The organism is Legionella rowbothamii (genome assembly GCF_900639985.1).
Taxonomy (GTDB): Bacteria; Pseudomonadota; Gammaproteobacteria; order Legionellales; family Legionellaceae; genus Legionella; species Legionella rowbothamii.
This window is the reverse complement of sequence record NZ_CAAAIM010000001.1, coordinates 401,361-421,496: the sequence shown is the minus strand read 5'-3', so window position 1 is coordinate 421,496 and position 20,136 is coordinate 401,361. Positions and strand designations below refer to the sequence as shown.

The window sequence follows — 20,136 nt, the reverse complement described above, 5'->3', positions numbered from 1 at the left end:
GCTGTAGAACTATTTAGAGGGTCATTTTTGATGCTAGAAGGTTCTGTTCTGAGTTATAATCCTCCGGAAGACGACCCTTTTTATCTGGTACACTGGAGAGTTTGGTATTCTCAGATAACCATTTTTGAGACGCCTCTATATTGTATTTTGTTGCTAGGTGCAATAGCGTTAATTCATCTTCCCCAATTCGCTCTTTAGATAGGCTTTCTATAGGAAAACCCTGAAGAGCCTTATCATTACCCATAAGGACTGCACGCATGGCTGGAGTTTTTTTGTTCACCTGGTAATGTTCGTCGAGGCCTGCCTGTAAACAAGCCATAATGTCACCTTTTGAGCCTGAATCCGCTGCGTAATGCAGTAGGGTACCTTTTTCATCGAGTAAGTTTCTTATTCGCTCATCCTCAAGCAATAGGATTAAGCTGGAGGTTTGTCCTGTAGTAATTGCTAAATGGGCTGGTGTAAGCTCTAGGATATCTCGTGCTAGAAGTAGTTCGCTTTTGGCTTTAATCAATTCGCTCAATAGGTTATTAAATCCATACACGACCATGTGATGAGCAATATTTCTTCCTTCTGCGTTCGTTTTTTGTAACACATCAGGTTTGGCGGCTTTTAACAGTCGATAAATTGTTGTCCTAGTGAGTATGCTTTGGTCTTTTAGGGAAGGTGTTTGCTCTATGATATTTAAAGTTAAGGCCAAATGAATAGGATATTCCCCTCCGCGATCCGGAAGATTTTTTGCGCCGTTTTTTAATAAAAAGTGTACGACAGCTAATAGCCCATAGCTTGTGGCTAAGTGTAGCGGAGTTCTTTTATGAATCGGATCTACATTATTTACGTGTTGTTCTAAAAAATCTTTGTATCCTTTACGTACAGCCCATTGTATCGGAGTATAACCTGCGAGATTTTTATTTGGGGTATTTAAGTCACGATTATGTTGCGGGAACAAATCTAAGTACTCTTCTGCTTGTTTTTGTAACAATTGGTATTCATCTTTGGGAGTAGATGCTGTAGGCTTGTGGGAGTCCTCTAAAAAATGATCAGCACACCAGCGTCTTAGTGCACTAAGTTGGGCTTCATTTTCATAGCTGGGTGTTAGATTTAATTCTGTAGCTAGTTGAGAATAATTTTGAGGCATATTTAACTCCTTTACTTGGAATATTTGTCTTGAGTCTCTATATCAGGAGGGGGCTCATTAGCATTTGTTTGTATTTTACTTTCGTGCTGCTCTTTCATTTGTGAGCCTGCTAAAAAGGAATAGGGATTAACAGAGGCTACATGGTGTTGCTGATTAACAGCTATATTAGCATTTGAAAGCGCCATCGAATTAACCATTGCTCCAAGAAAATTATTAATGTCTTCGAGTGACATATAAGCATAAAAGCCGACTCTATTTTCGATTTGCGCTAAATTATCCCGGATTTGAGGCAAGTGTCCATAATTTTCTTTCAACTTGTGTGTTAACGTTTCAAATGTTTGCTGTTGTTGATGAATAAAAGCTTGCTCAGCTTTATTGAGCAACTCATTAAGTTGCCCCTTGGTTGCCATTAAGTCGCTTAGTCTTAAATCAGCTTTATTAAGACTACCTCTAATTTGGTCTAATTCTTGTTGTACCTGCTTATCATTTTTATAGCGTTCTCTAGGGTGTTGCATGGTGTCAATAATAATGGCATAGGTTTGCATTGCTTCATTAATAAAGGTTAAGTCATGGTTAGTTAATAATGGACTAAGCATTTTATTTTGCCAGGAAACCATTTGATTCGCTATTTCTATGGCCATATTTGGATATTTATTTTGCATTTGATACAAGTCTGTATAATTTTTCTGATATGCGGTTAACGTTTGAGGATTTTGTCCTAAGCTTTGTATTGCCTGCATTGCTTGTTGCACTTGAGACAGAGTTAGTCGTTCAGCAGGCTTTTCTCTAATACATAGTTGAATCAATGACACATATCTTTTTCCCACGGGGGTTTGAAAAACTGACGCACTAAAATCGTATGCATCCGCATTTGCATGCTGTTCCATAAATAATTGAATTTCATTGGTTGAGCGTGAGGGAGGGGTCGCGGCTAAAAATTCATAGAGATTTTTTCCAAACATAAATGTTTCAGCATGTCCAACTGAAATATACTCATCGGGATTGGTGTTCCAGTTGATAGTCTCTGGAGGGCTTATATAATTAGTCTTAAGCCATTTATATCCGTTGCTTGATAACATGTTCAAGTTAAGTAGGAGGCCATAGGTAGGAAAAGGTAACTGTGCAGGACATAAGGATTTTGTGTCGGCTATTTTTAACAGGTCATTTTTATCCAGTAACCAATTTGAGTTTTTCATATCCATATAAAATGTTGCATTTTGTTCCATGCGAACTAGCGCATGTGCCATTTGTGAATAGATATTACCCGCAGCAGTGAGTCGTTCTGCGTCTGAAAGCTTCATATTGGCTTTAGTGCTGAGATCATTGCCAGGACAAAAATCAGTTATTTGCAAGCATCGTTCATTGTGACCATTATTGCTTTTAGTAATGACGACGGTTCTACTGGAGTGAACTGGAACAAAATATTCTTGTAAGTTAGGAATGCTTTGTAATGATCGAATATGCGTTTGGGGATTTCCCATTCGATGTTCAAGTTTTAAAATTTCTTTTTCACCAGTTAGTGCGTTAATGACTAATAAATTTTTCGAGTTTGTTCCGCCACGATACTCTACTTTATAATTGCTTAATATAAATAGTAATTGGCTTTCTTCTAAGGGAGAAAGGGGTTTCATCTCTTGTAGCATTAGAGATAAATCAAAATGTGCTCCAAGGCTGTGTAAACTATCAGAAAGAGCCACAACTTTTCGAGCATCCAATCCGGCAATCCAGCTTTTGAAGGAGACTGGCGATATTGGTGAATTAATCAATACCTGGGAGCTTGGATTAAATTGAGCCGCGTGCAATGGTTGAGCTATCGGTGTTATAGGTTGGTATGGCTCGGGTAGGGGGGACACCCCAATAGCTTGCTGCAGGTGGCCCCACGGGGCTCGCTGGCCAAGGTTTTGAATTGATGGAGGTGTTTCATATTGTTTAAGTACTTCGTCAATGATTTCTTTCGTATCCTTTATTACAGTTACTGGATCACAATTTATTATCCAAAAACCGTTAACTTCAATTATCTCAGCGGTGTTAACAGCCAGAGCCTTTAATTGCTGCTGAATTGCTTTTGCTTCTGTGTAGTAAGAGCAAGATATTTCATAATATTCAACTCCATTAGGAGTTTTTCGTAAAAAAAGCTGGACTGGGTCCATATTAGGCTCTGGAAGTTGCTCTATAGGAGGTCCTTGATTTATTAAGTTCTTTAGACGGGGAGAGGCTGCATCAAAAACAGAAAAGCGACAGTGCCTTGTCTTAATTTCAGAAAGTGTAAAGATTTCTTGCTTTGTGTTGTCCCATGGATTAACTAATACTACTTGATAATCACCATGTTGCATGGGCGTAATTTGTTCTATTCTTAATGCATGTCGCCCATGGATACGGCCAGAACCATCTCTATTTCCATAATCCATACTAATATAGATAGGTTCATTTGGGTATTTCGTTTTTAAATTAATAATTGCGTTAATATCGTGAGTATCTACTGCTTCAAGGCCTAAAAGCTTGCCGGCAAATACCGTAGATGATTCTTGATGTCGCTCAGCGATATCATGCGCAACAAGACTGGCGGATGGATCGCCGTTGTCCCAGTATCCGATATAATAATAAGAACTAATGTGTTCTAAAATTTTTACTGCAAGAGAGTTTGACTCCACACCCCGAGGATCACTATCTATTGCTTCAAGCTTGTAATTATCGATAAAAATAACATCTTCATCTGTTTGAGCATCGTAGGAGTAGCTATATTTTCCTTTCATTTTTTCTGGGTTTAAATTTTTACTTTGATCTGTACGTTTAATACGTAGAATCACGCCTTCTGGGGTTTGAGTGAATTGTGATTGAACTAGGTCTCTGTTTTCTGTTTCTCCATTAAGAATGCAATCTAATGAACATAAAAGATAACAGTCACCTGCTTTTCTTTGTTTAATAAGGATAAGTTGCCCTTTTTCTGGAAATAATGGTGTCATAGTTTCTACTTAACTACCTTAGTTATATTATAAATGTAGCATTCATTTTAATCTTCATGATTGAAAAATAATTTAATAGACGGATTGTTGATCTTTATTCTGATGGTGGTTCTAGGTCAAAATAGCCTCCATCTTTTTGCCTTAGGCATTAAAATTACCCTGCTTATGGCACCCAAGGAGGCTTAGTAAGTGATGTGCACAAGGAGAAATGTTTCTTGAAGATATTTTTATTATTGAAATACAGGGGAATGTGTATACCCGGAGCCCCTGGCCCCATAACAAGGCAACGATTCACACCATAATTCTATGTTGGCCATGGGCCTAGCCTACCATTAAATGGTTATAGCCTAATACTTCGCTGTTGCATCACTAGCAGGAAAAGTTTCTTTCAATGTTTCATCTAATTCCTTTTCACGCGCTTTTTGTTTTTCTTTTCTAGTGCTGTCGGGTTGATTGGCTTGGTTTCTTTTCTTTTGTGGCTGAGTGTTTTTGCTCATAATAATCTCCTTTTTGTTAATTATAGCAAATTGAAGATCTTGGACTCACATCAGGTTATGTTAGTCCAACGCTGGTAGCAGGAGGCCCATCATTATCCACACTTATAAATCGATAAAGATCATGAGCCACAGCATCTTTCTCATGAATATGGAGCTGTTTTTGATAGGATTTATTCAATTGATGGCCAATATACCCTACGGTAACCACTAAGGCTACAGGCCAGCAAACAACGGTGGCGGTAATGATAAACGCGATCCCACCAAAGTTAAATGCCAATGAGTTCCATAATTCAGCATGGGCTTCGTCACGTTCTTTGCGGAGCAAGCTTAATAATTGTTGATGATGCTCATTATTTAGGATTTCTCCGTTAGTTAGTTCACGAGTCACGGCAATTTGAGTTTTTTTGTATTTTTTATATTCTTCTGCGGTATTATATAATGCATTTCCTAACATACTAAACAAAGCCACTCCCGCTATGGCTAGAGGACCGGTATAAATCAGAGTGGCCGCAAAGCTGATGGCTAAGATATGAGCGCCTAAGATATTAATCGCGTAATAAGAGCATTGAGACTCCCATTCATCTTTTAGTAAATCCATTTGTCGTTGAATCACTAGAAGTTCAATCGCTTCAGCACCTATTTTTTGCTGGGTTAATTCGTATACATATTTTTTGTAGTTAGCAGCCTCATAAAGCCATTGGGTTAGGAGCAATAAGGCATCAAAGACTAAAAAAGCAAGAATTATGGGGGATACAGATGAGATTGGAACATGGAAAAAATTAGGATATGTAGTTAATAAACCGACTAGAGACCAAACTAAATCACTTGCCATAGTAAAACCACGTTTCTCTAGTTCTTGTTTGAAAACTTTAGAAACTGAGAGTTCTTTCTCAATCGATGCCTGTACGATTTGCTTAATTCCAATAATGAGATTAATGATAAAACGAAAAGCAAATAGAATAATGCCCAATGCCGCTAAGGCTTCACGGGATTGGTTTAATAGATTAATGCTATCTACAAAACCATATTGATTACCGAGAATTTCATTCATTTCCTGGATTAATTCAAAAAGCGAACTATGTTCCAGATAAGCTAACAGTTGCATGGCAAGGGCGCGGCTGTAACCAAATTTAGAGCGATTGGTATTTAGCTCCCCCACTTTTTGACGGATAGTGGTTAACGTATCAAGGCTAACATTAGGGTCATCGAAGTTACTTTTAATTTGTTCTAATAAAAAGATAAAAAATGTATTTCCGGTTGATGTGTTTTCGTTAGAAAAAGAGTGGCCTTTTACGAGCGAATCAATTTCCTTTTTTTGTTTCTTAAATTTTTCGATTTCGGCTGGGTGATAATCTATTTCATAATAGCGAATCATTAAATCACAGACATAGCTAGCATAAAGCACCACTTCAACATGGTTTGCCCAATATTCTTTATTCGATCGGAGTATTTGGTATAAAGAGGAAAATTCATTTTGTAATTGGATTAAATCAAAGTTCGCCTGAGTAAACGAAAAATTACTATCATTCCTGTAGGTACGATTAAAAAATGCCTGCTTTATACGGCTGATTTGTGATTTTCCCATAAACAAATCTCATAAATGTTGAAAATAATCAAATAGTTTTATACTGTACGATGAGTTAAGGACTTATGACCAGTCTTCATGACTGGTCGATTATAAACCAGATAATGAGATCAGGAAATAGTTAGTTAACTATTTAACCTATTGAGCGTTTTATCTAAAAGCAGTTTTCCAGGAGGAGTTTGTATGAATAAGGGTAGAACAGGCATTGCTGCTTTATTTCTTTTAGGGACAATGAGTAGTGTTGCTGCGCCAACAAGTTCTGTAGTAACTTTAAGTGGGGGCGGAAATGTAGCTCCGGGAACAAGTATGAAGGTATCGCTTGCAGGTTTGATTCCCTCGGTGACTTATAATGTTATTTGTTACATTGATACCAGTTACCCCTTTCAGTATGTTTTACTCGGCAGCTCTTTTAGTGATACTACCAGTACCGTTACTTCATATAGCTTGAATGGAAACTATGTGATGCAAGACCAGCTCATTACTGGTCATAATATCGCAGTAATTACTGGTTTTTTCACCAATCCAACAACAGGATACTTTGTCTTCACTAATTTGGATCAGAGTAATCCATTTAATGTGAATAATTGTTTTGGCGTGCCTGTTCAAGCTCATGGCCTAGTTTAACTTGTTTTGAGGGATATACGATGAAGAGAAAAGGGATTCTCAACACACTGGTAGGGCTGGTCGTCTCGACGGGTCTTTGTGCTGGAAATGCGCCAATTCAGCGGATTGATGTAGTTAATTTGTTGGGAGCAAATGGTTCTGTACCAACTTCAGTAACACTTTCTTTTGAAAATGGGCCTACAACCCCTTGCTTTACCACAACGCTCCCTTATCAAGGGAGAATAACGGTATTGGCAGGGGTCGGTCTGGCCTGTATTGCACCCATTACAAATATTGTTGTTACTCCTGTGATTGGAGCAAGTGGGGAGGTGTATACAGCACCAAGTCCTGTGGGGGTTAGCACCAATTATTATTTAAGTCAGTTAACGGTTAGCGAAAATGCGCCGCCAACTTATGATCCAACTAATGGTGCTTTAGTAATGCCTGGCACAGCTCAGGCAGTTCTGAAAAATTATTGAGATTAGAGTATCATCCCGTAGGCTGGGCTGTAAAACCGGCCTACTCCTTGCGCTCTAATTTTCTTAATCACATCGATGGAATATTATTCGGGAATGATAGAACTAATTTTTCAAGTTGATTCGCTGACATTGGCTGATTAAAATAAAAGCCTTGAACCTTATAACATGAATGCGATTCAAGAAACTTAAGCTGTCCCAGAGTTTCAATTCCCTCAGCAACTACATCTAATTTTAAACTATTAGCCATATTGATAATTGCTTGAATAATTATTTCATCAGAACGATTTGTATTTATATTTTGTACAAATGATTGGTCGATTTTTAGCTGATCAATTGGCAAATGATGCAAATAATTAAATCCAGAGTTTCCGGTACCAAAATCATCAAGCACAATGTTAACACCCATTTGTTTCAGTTGCCGAATCGCATGAATTACACTGTTGGAATTAATAAGAACATTTTCGGTAATTTCTACTTCAAGATATTTAGCTTCAAGCTTAGTCTCGGCTAAAATTGTCTTTATCATAGAAATAAAATTGGGTTGCATGAATTGTTTGGTAGCAATGTTTACCGCAATAGGGAACGGAGCAATCCCTTTATCTTGCCAAGCCTTGTTTTGCTGGCAGGCAGTACTAATCAGCCACTCCCCCATTGGAACGATAAGGCCTGTTTCTTCGGCAAGTGGGATAAACTCCATGGGTAAGCGAATGCCGTGTTTAGGATGATTCCAGCGAATTAAGGCCTCAACACCAATTAGTTTATTATTTTTAGTATCGTATTGTGGTTGATACTCTATAAAAAACTCATTTTCTAATAATGCTTGGCGTAAGTCAGTTTCTTCCTCTAAACGTGTAACACATTTTTCTTGTAATTCATGAGCATATAACTGAAATTGATTGCCGCCTAATGCTTTTGAGCGATACATCGCTAAATCGGCATGACGTAAAAGCTCTTCAACGGTTTTGCCATCTTGAGGATAAATACTAATCCCAAGGCTTGCAGAGATCATCAGTTCTCGATGAGCTATATCCAATGTTTTATTAAGTGTATCTAAGATTTTTTTTGCAATATCCGAACAATCATCACGATGCTCTGTTTGGGGGGGGACTGCAATAAAAATGAATTCATCTCCACTTAAACGAGCGATCAGGTCTTTTTTACGCCTAATACTAGATAATCGTTCGGCAACTTGTTTAAGCAAGATATCCCCTGTTTCATGATTAAAGCTGTCATTAATTAATTTAAATCGATCCAGGTCGATAAAAATTAATATAAAGCTTGAGTTGTTCTGTTGCGCATAAGCAATCTCTTGTTTGACTCGCTCCACGAGCAATACTCGATTGGGTAGATTAGTTAAACTGTCATGGGTGGCTTGATACTCCAGCATTGATAGGGTTTGTTGGAGGGAGTCAGTGCGATCTTTTACCGTTTTTTCTAATATATCCTCACGATTTTTTGATTCTTGCATTAAGCGCCATTTTTTTGTTAATGAACAGGCCAACTGACGAACTGCAACACTATCAAAGGGCTTTTTGAGAATTAATAAATTGTCTCTCAGGCCTAATGCATTGACAGTTTCTTCCCAACTATAATCTGAATAAGCTGTGCAAATTACAATTTGCATTTCTGGATCTAATTCCCAAATTTGCTTGATTGTCTGCACTCCGTCCAGGCCTGGAGGCATACGGATATCAACAAAAGCCAAGGCATAAGGCTCTCCTTCATTCACCGCTTGCTGAATACATTGAATGCCTTCGTGACCTTGAGATGCGCAGTCTATTTGAAAGTTAGGGAGACTTTTGGAGTTAAAATCAGCTTCTGGGCTCATTTCCTCACCAAAAATAAGCCGATTTAGTTTATTAAGATGATCATTAGAATGTTCGGTTTTTAATATCTTTTGAAAGTCTTGATGAATAGCAGGATTATCATCAATAATTAAGATTCGAAAATCTATTTGCTTACTCATAATAAAACTCCTACATGTTTTTTAATATGGTTGCTTTACTGTTAGGTAAATAAATGGTGAATGTGGAGCCTTGTTCCTCTCCTTCACTTGAAACCTGGATTTCTCCACCTAATTCATTAACAGCCACAGCAGATGCATGGAGTCCGAAACCATGCCCCGATTTTTTAGTTGTAAAACCAAAAATAAAAATTTGAGATAAATTAGAGTTGGAAATACCCACTCCATTGTCAGAAATTTGAATTTTTATTTTATCTTTAGTAATTAACTCAGTTTTAATGGTTAATATTTTGGGTGTATTGGCCGACTCCGCCAAGGCATCCTTACCATTAGAAATAATATTGTTTAGTATCTGGAACAGTTTTGTTTGATCAATCACAATTGGTTTGATATCACCATATTCTTTTATAACGCGAATCTCTTTATTTAAATAAGTTCCCGATAATAAAAGAGACTCATCAATGAGCTCATTAAGTGAAATAATTTGTTCGAAAGGCTCCTTTTTAACGGCTGTTTGCTGGGTGTTAATGATGCTCTTAATTAGCGTTATATTTTTAGTCATTTCTTCCAGTTCGGCGACGTCATGTGTATGTTCTTTTTCCCAGCAGAGCGCCAGTTCATTAATATAGGCTGGAATATGGGCTCCTCGAGTGTCTTGGCTAAGAAATTGGGGCAAATCATCTTTATGAGTATTAAATAAGGTCGCTAATTTTTCTAGTGCTTTTAAGGGGCTTGAATTTCTATTGGCGAGCAGCGTTTCAATAGAAATATTTATTGAGTTGATTACATTGCCTACATTATGTAAAACTGATGCAGACATTTCAGCCATGCCCAATTCACGTGCCTTTTCAAATTGTTGCTGATTCTTTGCTTCCTTATAGTTGGAGGCCAAAAAAGCCACTCCCATAATGATAAATGTTGCTGCTGCAATAATAATTGATAAGGCTGCTGGAGATATCCCTGATATTTCATCGGTGCTAATGCTGGGGGTGCACAGAGGGCTAAATACAGAAGCAGCCATGCCCGTATAATGCATACCGAAAATTGCAAAACCCATGATCATGGCAGATAAAGTTTTAATTCGATTTCTTAATGCAGCAACAACCGTATTGCTTTTTAAAGCAAACCAAATTGCTGCCTCCGATGCGATAATAGCCACTAAAATGGATAACAAAAACAAACTCGGTAAATAGCTGATATTTAAGGAAATAAGTAGGGCGGTCATCCCGGTATAATGCATCGATGCAATAGATAAACCTAAAATGAAGCCACCAGCAATCAGGTGAATAATATTTATTATCGATTTTTTTAATAAAAATAAAGCGAAACCGGAGGCGAATACAGCAACACAGAGTGAAAGAATCGTCCAGTACAGGTTATATTCTAAGGTAATGCCGGGAATGCTAAATGAAAGCATACCAATAAAGTGCATAGACCAAATCCCTGAGCCCATAGCAATAGCTCCCCCAATTAACCAGAGCCATGTGTCTTTTTTGGTATTATTGTGATCTCGTAATCGACCGGTTAAATCAAGAGCAACATAAGACGCCATCACCGCGACCAGATACGATAAGATAACTAATCTTGAATCATATACTCCTTTTAACTGATCCAATGGTAAGGCATTTGGTTGAAAAAATTCAGTATACATTTTCCTTAATGCTCTTTATGTTTTAATCTATTTGTATATCGTTTATTTCTTTAATTTTAGCACGCTATTTTTAAAGTACGTCATCCTGAGGAGTTTACGAAGGATTTCCTGTATGTGGCACAATAATAATTTATAGTATGAGTGTCATATTCAGGTTCACGGAGTTGGGGACTCGTTTTTTTTATTATTTAGGATTGAATAAAATGAATAAGATATTTAGGATGATTTTGTTTTATTTGATTCTTATTGCGCTTCTTATTGCTTATTTTGTTGTTTATCATAACCCTGTTCACTTAAAGCATGGGGTTTATATCAGTCAAACTGAACCGGTACCGAATTTTGAACTTACGGATAATAAAGGGAATTTATTTTCTGAAGCAAAGTTAAAAGGTCACTGGTCTTTGCTTTTTTTCGGTTTTAGCCGTTGTAAGATGGTTTGCCCGTTGACCATGTCTATGTTGAATCAAACCTATGAGCGATTACCACCAGACAAAAGACTACAAGTCATTTTTATTTCTGTAGATCCTGAATATGATTCAGTACAAGAGCTTAATCAGTTCGTACATCAGTTTAATGAGCGCTTTATTGCACTTAGAGGCCCAATGTCGACTATAAATTCCTTACAAAAGCAATTGCATATTACGGTGTCAGCAAGTCCCATGAGTCATGGAACAGAAATTTTGCTGATTAATCCACAGGCGAGGGTGCAAGCCTATTTTTATTATCCGATTGCTGTAAATGATCTGTTAGCTGATTTAAATTGGCTGATTGATTAAGATCAGTGCTACCCGTATTGCGCATTTCGTCTAATACGGGCTACATTTCACCTGTTACTCACTAAAGGTGAAATCATAGGGAAATACGACGGAAACACTATTTCCTGGAAAGCCTAAAATAATTGGGCCAGCTTTAAGTTTTCCTACGCCTACACCAGGTTGGGTTAGTAGTGTGTTTGATGGGGTTTCATAGGAGGTGGCTGTAATAGTTAAAGGATACTCACTGCAAGGAACATTTTCAATATATTGCGGACCTTTCGCTCCGTTTATAGTAACAGATTTACTAAATCCATATTCATTGGCAACGTTAAAAGCAACATTATCTTTGGCATCCAGAGGAGGAGAGGCTACTGCTACTTGAACCATACAACTTAAATCGATACCTCCAGCGTAGGCAGAAGAGAGGCTGATTAGCGCACAGGCTGCGATAACAGATTGTTTCAACATAATTAACTCCTTAAGTGGGCAAAAAACTTGCCAAGGACTTCCATTATATAAAAGCGAACATCAATGTACAGTTAAGGAATAGTAAATTAAAAAAAGCTGTAGAATTACACCCACTGGGTAGCCTTGTTGCGCGCAACAAGGCTACATTGGCAAAAATATCATGATTTTACATATGAGGAGATTCAGATTCTGTATCATCTTCGGAGTCGGTTTCACTAGCCAAGCTTTCTATACCGGGGGCTATTGGACCTTTTGATGCAAGCAGGTTCTCCCGTGACTCAGTTGTTGTGGCTTTATTTCCCGCATTATTTCCATTATTTACATTATGAACTCTATCTTCTTGAGGTTTTATTCCACATCTCCATGCTGGTGTAGTTGACTCTGTTGGCAGCGGACTCGCCATGGCAGGTTTTTCTGGGGTTCCACCGGTGTTTGCACCAGCCAATCTATTGTGTAGATTTGCAATATTTTGTTTCTGTTGGATATCTTTATTCACATCATATGCTAAGGCTATGGCACTGGATGCAGCTACCGCACCACCGACTACAGCGCCAACAACTGAAGTGCTAATTCCTGTCCCCATCAGTGCAGCAAATCCGCCTACTGCAGCAGCTCCTCCCGTAAATACAGACGCAGCAACAATGACTCCAATACCTATTATTGCTCCCGCGATTAAAAGCCCGCCACGCACAGGGTGTTCCTTCATGTAGCTGGCAAAACCGGAAGCCATATCCGATAACTTATTTTTAAGCCGGCTAAAAAAACCTTCTTTTTTAGGCGCTTCGGATTTGTCTGCTTGAGGCTCTATACCACTGGGAGATGAGGGTGGTGCGGACGGTACCTGGTGAGCTGGAATAGGTAATTTGATGTCTATACTGTTAGCGAGTTGGTTAGGACTTTTTTTGCCACTGGCAATTTTTTCCATATCAACCAGATAGGACTTGAACATGGTTTGGGTTTGCCAATCGGGTAAGGCTGCAATGGCCCTATCAAATTGTTCCTTGGGTATCCAGCTGTGTAATCTTTTGACTTGTTCGGCACCATCTACCAATTTTTGTAGGTCTTGCGTACGCTGAACATCAGTGTATTTTGTCGTGAATTGGCCTACCTTTAAGTTATTTTCTGCTGCATTATATTTGGTAACCGTGCTTTGGAGTTTTTTCATTAGTGTAGCATCGTCTAAAATTGGCTCTGGAACAGGCAATTTTATATTTAATTCTTTAAAAAGCTGTTGAGGACTCATGTTTCCTTTTTTTATTTCTACATATTCGCGATAGTTAGAACGTAGTGTTAATTCTTTCTCTTTGGATAAACCTTGTACGCTTTTTTTAAAGTCTTCTCCACTAAAATCTATCATTTTTATCTTTTCAGCTGCATTTACCAACCTTTGCATGTCTTGGGCTCTATCGGCATCGGTATAGGATTTATTGACTACGCCGCCAAGTCTTAAGGCATCTACGATTCCAGCATACTCAGTAACGTACAGTTGGAGCTGCTTTCTGGTCGTTTTCGTGGGAGACTGAACTAGTTTCGCTAAGGGATTAGGTGACATATTATATACTCATACTAAATTACCTGCTTTAAGTATAGACAATTTTCCTATATCTAGATCATTTCTAGATGAGGCGACTTGTAGTCCCATTCCCATAATTATTAAGAGTTTATAAGGCGCATGTAGGATGTTTGTTCTTCAAAAGAGGTAATTAAACTTCCCAAACGGCCGTCTTTTAATGCAATGTTTTCAAAAAAACCATACTGAACAGGAACTCCACGAATTTCTATTAACTTTTTATCCACTGCATCTTCTTTAGTTTGTTTGGAAGGAGATATTAAACTATGTCGGAACCTCGGATCAGTATGACGTACTTGTTTATATTGATTGAGACGAAATGAATAGAGTGCTAAATAGACAATTAGTGATTCATTATGGGCCTCATCAGGTAGTTGCATTTTTATGTGGTTTGCAAATCTAATGCTAGCAGCATAGTCCTGCTCTTTCTGAGTTGCGAAATTTGTTTCTAATAATTCATAGGTATCATCGATAAGGTGATTTCGTGATATGGGATTGTCTTGTTTTGTACTCCAAAGCAAATCATAACTCTGTGTGCTCCTGACAAACGGAGTGTAATTTGCTGGAATTAATTTAAGAATATTCGGTAAAGAATGAATCAGCTGGCGGGATCTCATATTTATACAGTCCACATGCATCGTAAAAAAGTTTAGACAGTTTGCTTTTTGATGATATAGCCATTCAAAAATAGCGAGTTCTGAGCGTCGCTCTTCATCGGTAGTGAGGGGCCGGAAATAGATTAAAAAAGGCAGTAAAGTTAATTGTTCTTGAGTGCAATGTTTTTGGATGAGATAAAAAGCCGCTCTGAGAAAGAAAATAATGTCTTCTAGTTTTGCTTGTTCTTGAGGTCTTTTTTTACTAATTTTATCCGTTAATGTGAGTTGAGGATAAGCATCAAGAGCTTTTGCATTGGCATATCCTACCCATCGACTGCAATGGATAATTAAAGTCAGCACTTCAGTTAACATATCTTGTTTTTTTGTTAATTCTTCATATAACGTATCGGTTATTTTAAGAACGGAAGCGTCCAGTGTTTTATGAGTGAGTTCACTTTCTGGCTCTAATTCATCCAGTGTTCTACTCATTTGAATGAATAAATCCATACTCTGCGTAGAGTCGTCGTCCATTGTTCTTTGTGCTTTTATTTTTTCAATTAGGTTCTGTAATTCTGCAACATTCATTATTTAATCCCTTATTAATCACTTACTCCAAGCTTAGAGAATATACGAAAAATATATAGACTGGTAGAGCATTTTCTTTATAAGGAATGTCCCTTTTATATTGTACGAAATGACAAAATTTCGATATATAACAATTGCATTAGCTATAGGAGCCCATTATGATGATAAAAAAAAATTACAGGCTTTCTTATGTTCAAATTTAAGTTTAAGTATTGGTTTTTTCTTCTCGCCTCACCGTCTTTGTACGCCTTAACAACACTCAATGTCACTTTAAGCACAGATAATAATCCGGGCGGTATGGGAGAGCCGGGTGATTTGAGGTTTTGCTTGAACACCATGAACATAGGTTTGAACTCCGTACCTGATGATTATGCAATTGTTTTTGCGTATCCAATGACTATTCAACTCAATGGAATTCTGCCGATTATTAACAACTCCCCAAATCCTGTGAATATTACACTTGGCAATCCAGGTTCTATGCCTACTGTCACTATTGACGGTAACAGCGGTGCTTATAGCGGATTTTTCATCGCAACGGGGAATGTGACGATTCAAAACATGATCTTTCAAAATCTGACTGCACAAGGAGGAGCGGGTGGTGATGGAATTTCAGGCGGTGGTGGTGGCCTCGGGGCAGGAGGGGCAATTTACGCGCCTCAATCCTTTTTAAATGGGGCGAATCCTTCAATTACCTTATTGAACGTATCAATAAATAACTGTTCTGCCGTGGGGGGAAAAGGAGGTAGTTATTTCAGCTTAATTTCTCCTACAGGTAATGAGGGAGGCGGAGGTGGCGGAGGTTTTGGCGGAAATGGCGGTTTTATTCAAACCACCGGAAGTACTGGGGGCGCTGGAGGCGGGGGCTTTGGTGGTGATGGTGGGAATGTTACTCTTTCGACCGATTTCTCTTCTGGTGGAGGTGGCGGTGGTGGGGGCGGATTGGGCTCTCGTGCTACTACTGGGGTGAACCTAGGCAACGGAGGAGATGATGTTGCATTGGGGGGCGATGGCAATGGTTATGGTCTTGCAATTGCCGCGGGTTCCGGTGGAGGGGGTAATCTTGGTGGAAGCCTTGCTGGCGGCGGCGGAGGAGGGGCGGGGGCAGGATTTCCGGGTGGAGGAGGAGGAGGAAGCGCTGGGGCGCCAGGTCTATCGGCTCAAGGTAGCACTCCCCCTCTAGATAGTCCCCAACCCTCGGGAGGTAATGGAGGAGATGGTGCTGGAGGCGGCGGAGCTGGAATTGTTGTCACGTCCTCATCAAATGGAGTTGACGGGCAAGCCGGCAATGGTGGTTATGGTGGTGGTGGAGGTGGTGGCGCAGGCACCGGCGCTTATGATTTTGATTATACCGTACAAGCTGGCTCGGGAGGTTTTGGCGGTGGTGGCGGCGGCGGTGGAGTTAACTCATCTGGTTCGACACCTGCTGGGGGCGGCAATTCGCTTGGGGGCGGGGGAGGCGGAGGTGGTGGGCCCTCTAATGCCCTAACTACTGCAGGTGGAATTGACGCTGGAAATCTCGGTGGAGGGGCGGGAGGTTTTGGTTCCAATGCTTTTGGATCAGGAGCCGGAGGAGGAGGTGGTGGCGGTGGCAGTGGTCTCGGGGGAGCTGTCTTTGTGGATAGCAATTTGAATTTCACTGTGCGAGCATTTTCGGGGATTCCAACTATCTTTAATACTGTAAACACTACGACATATCCTGGAGCTTCTGGAACTGGTGGCCCTGGAGCTTCAGACGGCAATATTGGCTCTGCATTGGGGAATAGTATTTTTCTACGCACGGGTTCCTCTCTCACATTCCTGGCGCAAGATGCTGATGATCTTTTGACACTGGGCACGCAAGTTGCGTTTGTTGATGACACTTCCTTTGGAGCAGGAGGAACGAATGTCTTTATTAGGGGAAATGGAACTATTGTTTACAACGGAACAACTGATTATCAAGGGACCGTCATGGTTAACAATGCAAACCTCAAAGTGAATGGGCAGATCACTCAAGCACCTATTTTCGTTTGTAGAAACTCCAGCTTTAGCTCACAAAGAGGAACGCTCAGTGGGGTTGGAACCTTGACTGGAGATGTTTTTGCCAATTCGGGGACGATCGCTCCGGATACTGGAGGAACGCTTACTCTTGGTCGTTTGACTTTAAATTCAGCAGACTCCGGTAATGGCTCACTTGGAAGTCTTGTCCGTATTAAAATCAATTCCAGTGGGACGTCTTTAGTTGCGGTTGCAGGACCCGCATCGCTCGCAGGTATTTTAGAAATCAATCTCGATCCCAATACGAAGCCTGGAAAATACACCGTCCTCACTTCTTCGGGCATTACGGGGACGTTTGATTCAGTTAATGTTAATTTCACTACATTGAGAGGGGCAACGCCACGTTATTCGCTCTCTTATTTACCTGCTGGTGCTCCTACTTTTGTGCAATTGGATTATTTAAGCAATCCACAACCGCCTTCGTCTGTTGACATACCGGCAACAGTAAATGGATCGCCTATTATAAATCCTGCTGTCGTTTGTTGTGGTAGGCCAGTTATTCTTGGGCCGTTACCAGTACCGGGATCGGGCCCCACAATTTATAACGTCACCAGCCAGACAGGCCATGTTACTTGTCAAATTGGGCATACCAAATTTCAAACCTTTCTGAAGATGCATGGGAAAAATGGCTCCTGCACCATCATTGGCACAAAAGATGGTATTGTTTCTAATCCTTTAACGGTAATAGCACAATGAATAAACTTTCGGCAATAACTAAGAGTGCTCTAATCACAATGGGGATGGTTGGAATAGCTTATGCTAATACGGATGTCTCCCACAAATCGTTTGTAAAATGGACTGGATTTTATGCGGGTGTGGAGGCGGGAATTGTCTTTAACCAGGACTTATTGAAATCCCAACAATTAGGCTTTACTAGTCAAGATGAGCGTTGCAATATCAGTTCAGACTATTCAACCTTTTCTCCTGGTATGCAGTGGGGCTACATGCATCAATTTATCAACGATTTGGTAGCTGGTGTCGAAGCGGATGTTTCCTTTAACACGAATCAAAAAGATAGATTACGTTGTCTTTGTCCCTATAATCTTAATGTGTCTGATAGTTTTTCTTTTAGGAATCAGATGCAAGGTTCTATTAAGGGACGAGTAGGTCGCGCTCTGAATTGGAATAAAATCGTTCCTCTTCCCTATTTAACAGCAGGGGCGAGTTTTGCTAAGGTAGGATTGTCATACACAAATGAAGGTGGCGATTACTATTCCACACATACTAGTCAAACGGGTTGGTTAATTGGTGCTGGTATCGAATGGTCAATAGGGAAAAATTGGTCCTTACGCGCGGAATATAATCATGTAGGGTATGGAAATGCGGTTAATTTGCAAATACCTACTGTTTATGACCTTGAAGATCCGAACGGTAATGCACGCGTTACTCTCAATTCTAATAATTTTGCTGTAGCGATTAATTATTGGATTTAATCATAAATGCACTACTTAGCAGTGAGTAGTGCACTCTTCAATATTGCAGCCCACACCATTAAAATTCTGTGCTACGCTTATTTTTACATTCGTACGCTAATTCTTGTTTTAAATTCATTTTTTTATAAGGAAAACAAAATGAAAAGACATGTATGCGTCTCTATCTCTTTCTTCTGTTTATTGATCAACTCATTTGCATTTGCCCATCCCGGAGGAGGTTTTCGAGGTGGTCCCCCTCCGCACCGGGGTTTTTCAAATCATGGAAATCATCAGCATGGTAATCATCGCCATCATGGCTATCAGCATCATCAGCATAACGATGACTACCATCATGGGGGGCGAGATTATCAGAAACATAATGATGGTTATGGAGGAAACAACAGTAATTGGGGAAATGATGATCGGTGGTAAACGATTTAATTTTCCTCTAATTGAAGGAAGTAATTTACAAGATTACTTAGTTTATGTTTGAATGAATAGCTTTATGGACTAGGCAAATAACCATGTTTATCAAATCAAGAAGGCCTAAAGATATTCATTTATATACGTGTGAAGAAATGAGTGCGTATGCACTAACATTGCGTAAAGATAAAATAAAACACCTGGATTTATCGGATTCTCCATTTCCGTCAATGTCTGTGGAGCAAATGGCGGCTTTGGGGAAGATGATTCACGACTCTAGGGTTACTCATCTTATTTTAAAAAGAAATAATTTCGGGGCTATTTCTCTTGGTTGTTTAGAGGCATTTGCCACGGCGCTCGATGGTGCTAAAAATCTTGTCGAATTTTCTATCGATGGGAATCGATTACAAGTGTCTGATTTTTCCTTCCATCATTGGCAAGTATTACGTACTCTTTTTGCATCATTGCCTTTAAAAACAATTTCCTTACAATATAACGATCTTGATAATTTAGAGGAAGAGCAATTTAAGCAATTTAAACAATTAATACGGGAAGCAAAGAATCAATGTCTCATTGGCATTAATAACTGGTCTTCGGAACGTTGGATTGAAATTATAAATGCGGTGGATTGGCGAAAACAGAATGTGGCTTCTTCTCGGGCCCCCTAAGCATTCGGACGTGTAGCCTCGATGCAAGTGCAGCATGAGCAAGGTTTCCCTACCTCAATCAAGCTCTCTTCCCGGATTACGCTTGGCCTTTATCCAGGCTAGAGTTCTCTAAAAATTACAGATATAATATTGTGGATATTTGTCTGGATCATGGGGGAAAATTTCTCCCGCTTCCAATTGTTCATCCAATGTAGGTATAGGGACTTCTGGAGCTTTTTGTGCTAGCGGTATGGGTTGTGATAGATTATCGATAAGCATCGGTTCTGGAGTGCTTGGTGCCCATTGAAAGAAGTGATTCCTTGTAGTCAAATACTCACCAGATCTCTGTATTGTCGGTTGAGTATGCGCCTTGGGTGGTGTTGCTCTTTGTTCATTCGTATTGGATTGAGTTATAGCATTTTGAAGTTCTGTATTGATACGACAATAATCATTAATTAATCTTAGGGTGTGTGAGACTTCCTTTTTAAGACCTTGCGTATATTTTTCTAAATCATTTTCAAACACTTGCTCGTTACAAGCCAAAGCCATACTGTAAGTATAATTAACAAAATGACTATAAAGAGTTTCATATTCCTTTATTAACGCCTTTGCCTGTATGTCGCTCATTATTTTTCCCTTAATCGCGTGATTAAGCCGTATATGGATATCAACGATTTGTTGTTTCCATTGTTTAGTAATTGCGTCCAATAGTTCATTAAGCTTCATAATATTAGATCTCGTCATTTTGGGGATGGGCGATCATATATGAA

Annotated in this window: 17 protein-coding genes; 7 read left to right on the top strand and 10 right to left on the bottom strand. The window is 39.4% G+C overall.

Going from position 1 to position 20,136, the window contains the following annotated elements:
* Positions 1–13 precede the first annotated feature (13 nt).
* The 4 genes from E1P08_RS01745 to E1P08_RS01735 all read right to left on the bottom strand — a co-directional run bounded on the left by E1P08_RS01745 (position 14) and on the right by E1P08_RS01735 (position 6,180).
* A complete protein-coding gene (locus tag E1P08_RS01745) occupies positions 14–1,135 on the bottom strand; it encodes an ankyrin repeat domain-containing protein (protein WP_133135297.1) in 1,122 nt (373 codons plus the stop codon).
* Between the two features lie 11 nt (positions 1,136–1,146).
* On the bottom strand, positions 1,147–4,098 hold the full coding sequence (locus tag E1P08_RS01740; RefSeq protein ID WP_133135296.1) for a protein kinase domain-containing protein: 2,952 nt from the start codon (positions 4,096–4,098) through the stop codon (positions 1,147–1,149).
* A gap of 347 nt (positions 4,099–4,445) precedes the next feature.
* A complete protein-coding gene (locus E1P08_RS17095) occupies positions 4,446–4,595 on the bottom strand; it encodes a hypothetical protein (RefSeq protein WP_165485059.1) in 150 nt (49 codons plus the stop codon).
* 55 nt (positions 4,596–4,650) lie between these two features.
* On the bottom strand, positions 4,651–6,180 hold the full coding sequence (locus tag E1P08_RS01735) for a hypothetical protein (RefSeq protein WP_133135295.1): 1,530 nt from the start codon (positions 6,178–6,180) through the stop codon (positions 4,651–4,653).
* A gap of 183 nt (positions 6,181–6,363) precedes the next feature.
* On the opposite strand from E1P08_RS01735, the gene E1P08_RS01730 reads away from it, so the two are divergent.
* Both E1P08_RS01730 and E1P08_RS01725 read left to right on the top strand, forming a co-directional pair.
* The gene (locus E1P08_RS01730) at positions 6,364–6,804 is read left to right on the top strand and encodes a hypothetical protein (protein ID WP_133135294.1); all 441 of its coding nucleotides are present in this window, start codon (positions 6,364–6,366) and stop codon (positions 6,802–6,804) included.
* Between the two features lie 20 nt (positions 6,805–6,824).
* Entirely contained in the window at positions 6,825–7,262 is a 438-nt protein-coding gene (locus E1P08_RS01725) for a hypothetical protein (protein WP_133135293.1), read from the top strand.
* A 67-nt stretch (positions 7,263–7,329) separates the two neighbouring features.
* Here the strand turns inward: E1P08_RS01725 and E1P08_RS01720 are convergent, their stop codons facing one another.
* Together E1P08_RS01720 and E1P08_RS01715 are read right to left on the bottom strand one after the other, a co-directional pair.
* Positions 7,330–9,228: a two-component system response regulator gene (locus tag E1P08_RS01720; protein WP_133135292.1), complete on the bottom strand. Its 1,899-nt coding sequence runs from the start codon at positions 9,226–9,228 to the stop codon at positions 7,330–7,332.
* A 10-nt stretch (positions 9,229–9,238) separates the two neighbouring features.
* Complete coding sequence (locus E1P08_RS01715) at positions 9,239–10,876, bottom strand: MHYT domain-containing protein (protein WP_133135291.1); 1,638 nt, start codon at positions 10,874–10,876, stop codon at positions 9,239–9,241.
* A gap of 203 nt (positions 10,877–11,079) precedes the next feature.
* Between E1P08_RS01715 and E1P08_RS01710 the strand changes: the two genes are divergently transcribed.
* Positions 11,080–11,652, top strand: coding sequence for an SCO family protein (locus E1P08_RS01710; RefSeq protein ID WP_165485058.1), 573 nt, complete (start codon positions 11,080–11,082; stop codon positions 11,650–11,652).
* A 54-nt stretch (positions 11,653–11,706) separates the two neighbouring features.
* Here E1P08_RS01710 and E1P08_RS01705 read toward each other — a convergent pair whose 3' ends face one another.
* The 3 genes from E1P08_RS01705 to E1P08_RS01695 form a co-directional block, all read right to left on the bottom strand.
* Positions 11,707–12,099: a hypothetical protein gene (locus E1P08_RS01705; RefSeq protein WP_133135289.1), complete on the bottom strand. Its 393-nt coding sequence runs from the start codon at positions 12,097–12,099 to the stop codon at positions 11,707–11,709.
* A 166-nt stretch (positions 12,100–12,265) separates the two neighbouring features.
* The gene (locus E1P08_RS01700) at positions 12,266–13,651 is read right to left on the bottom strand and encodes a hypothetical protein (RefSeq protein ID WP_133135288.1); all 1,386 of its coding nucleotides are present in this window, start codon (positions 13,649–13,651) and stop codon (positions 12,266–12,268) included.
* 101 nt (positions 13,652–13,752) lie between these two features.
* Entirely contained in the window at positions 13,753–14,850 is a 1,098-nt protein-coding gene (locus E1P08_RS01695; protein ID WP_133135287.1) for a hypothetical protein, read from the bottom strand.
* Between the two features lie 189 nt (positions 14,851–15,039).
* Between E1P08_RS01695 and E1P08_RS17090 the strand changes: the two genes are divergently transcribed.
* The 4 genes from E1P08_RS17090 (at position 15,040) to E1P08_RS01660 (ending at position 19,387) form a co-directional block, all read left to right on the top strand.
* Positions 15,040–17,580: a hypothetical protein gene (locus E1P08_RS17090; protein WP_165485057.1), complete on the top strand. Its 2,541-nt coding sequence runs from the start codon at positions 15,040–15,042 to the stop codon at positions 17,578–17,580.
* Positions 17,577–18,317: an outer membrane protein gene (locus E1P08_RS01670; protein WP_133135285.1), complete on the top strand. Its 741-nt coding sequence runs from the start codon at positions 17,577–17,579 to the stop codon at positions 18,315–18,317. Before E1P08_RS17090 ends, E1P08_RS01670 begins: the two co-directional genes overlap by 4 nt.
* Before the next feature lie 138 nt (positions 18,318–18,455).
* Positions 18,456–18,728, top strand: a complete 273-nt coding sequence (locus tag E1P08_RS01665; RefSeq protein WP_133135284.1) for a hypothetical protein — start codon at positions 18,456–18,458, stop codon at positions 18,726–18,728.
* Positions 18,729–18,820: 92 nt separating this feature from the next.
* On the top strand, positions 18,821–19,387 hold the full coding sequence (locus E1P08_RS01660; RefSeq protein ID WP_133135283.1) for a leucine-rich repeat domain-containing protein: 567 nt from the start codon (positions 18,821–18,823) through the stop codon (positions 19,385–19,387).
* 108 nt (positions 19,388–19,495) lie between these two features.
* Here the strand turns inward: E1P08_RS01660 and E1P08_RS01655 are convergent, their stop codons facing one another.
* A complete protein-coding gene (locus E1P08_RS01655) occupies positions 19,496–20,092 on the bottom strand; it encodes a hypothetical protein (protein WP_133135282.1) in 597 nt (198 codons plus the stop codon).
* Positions 20,093–20,136 lie beyond the last annotated feature (44 nt).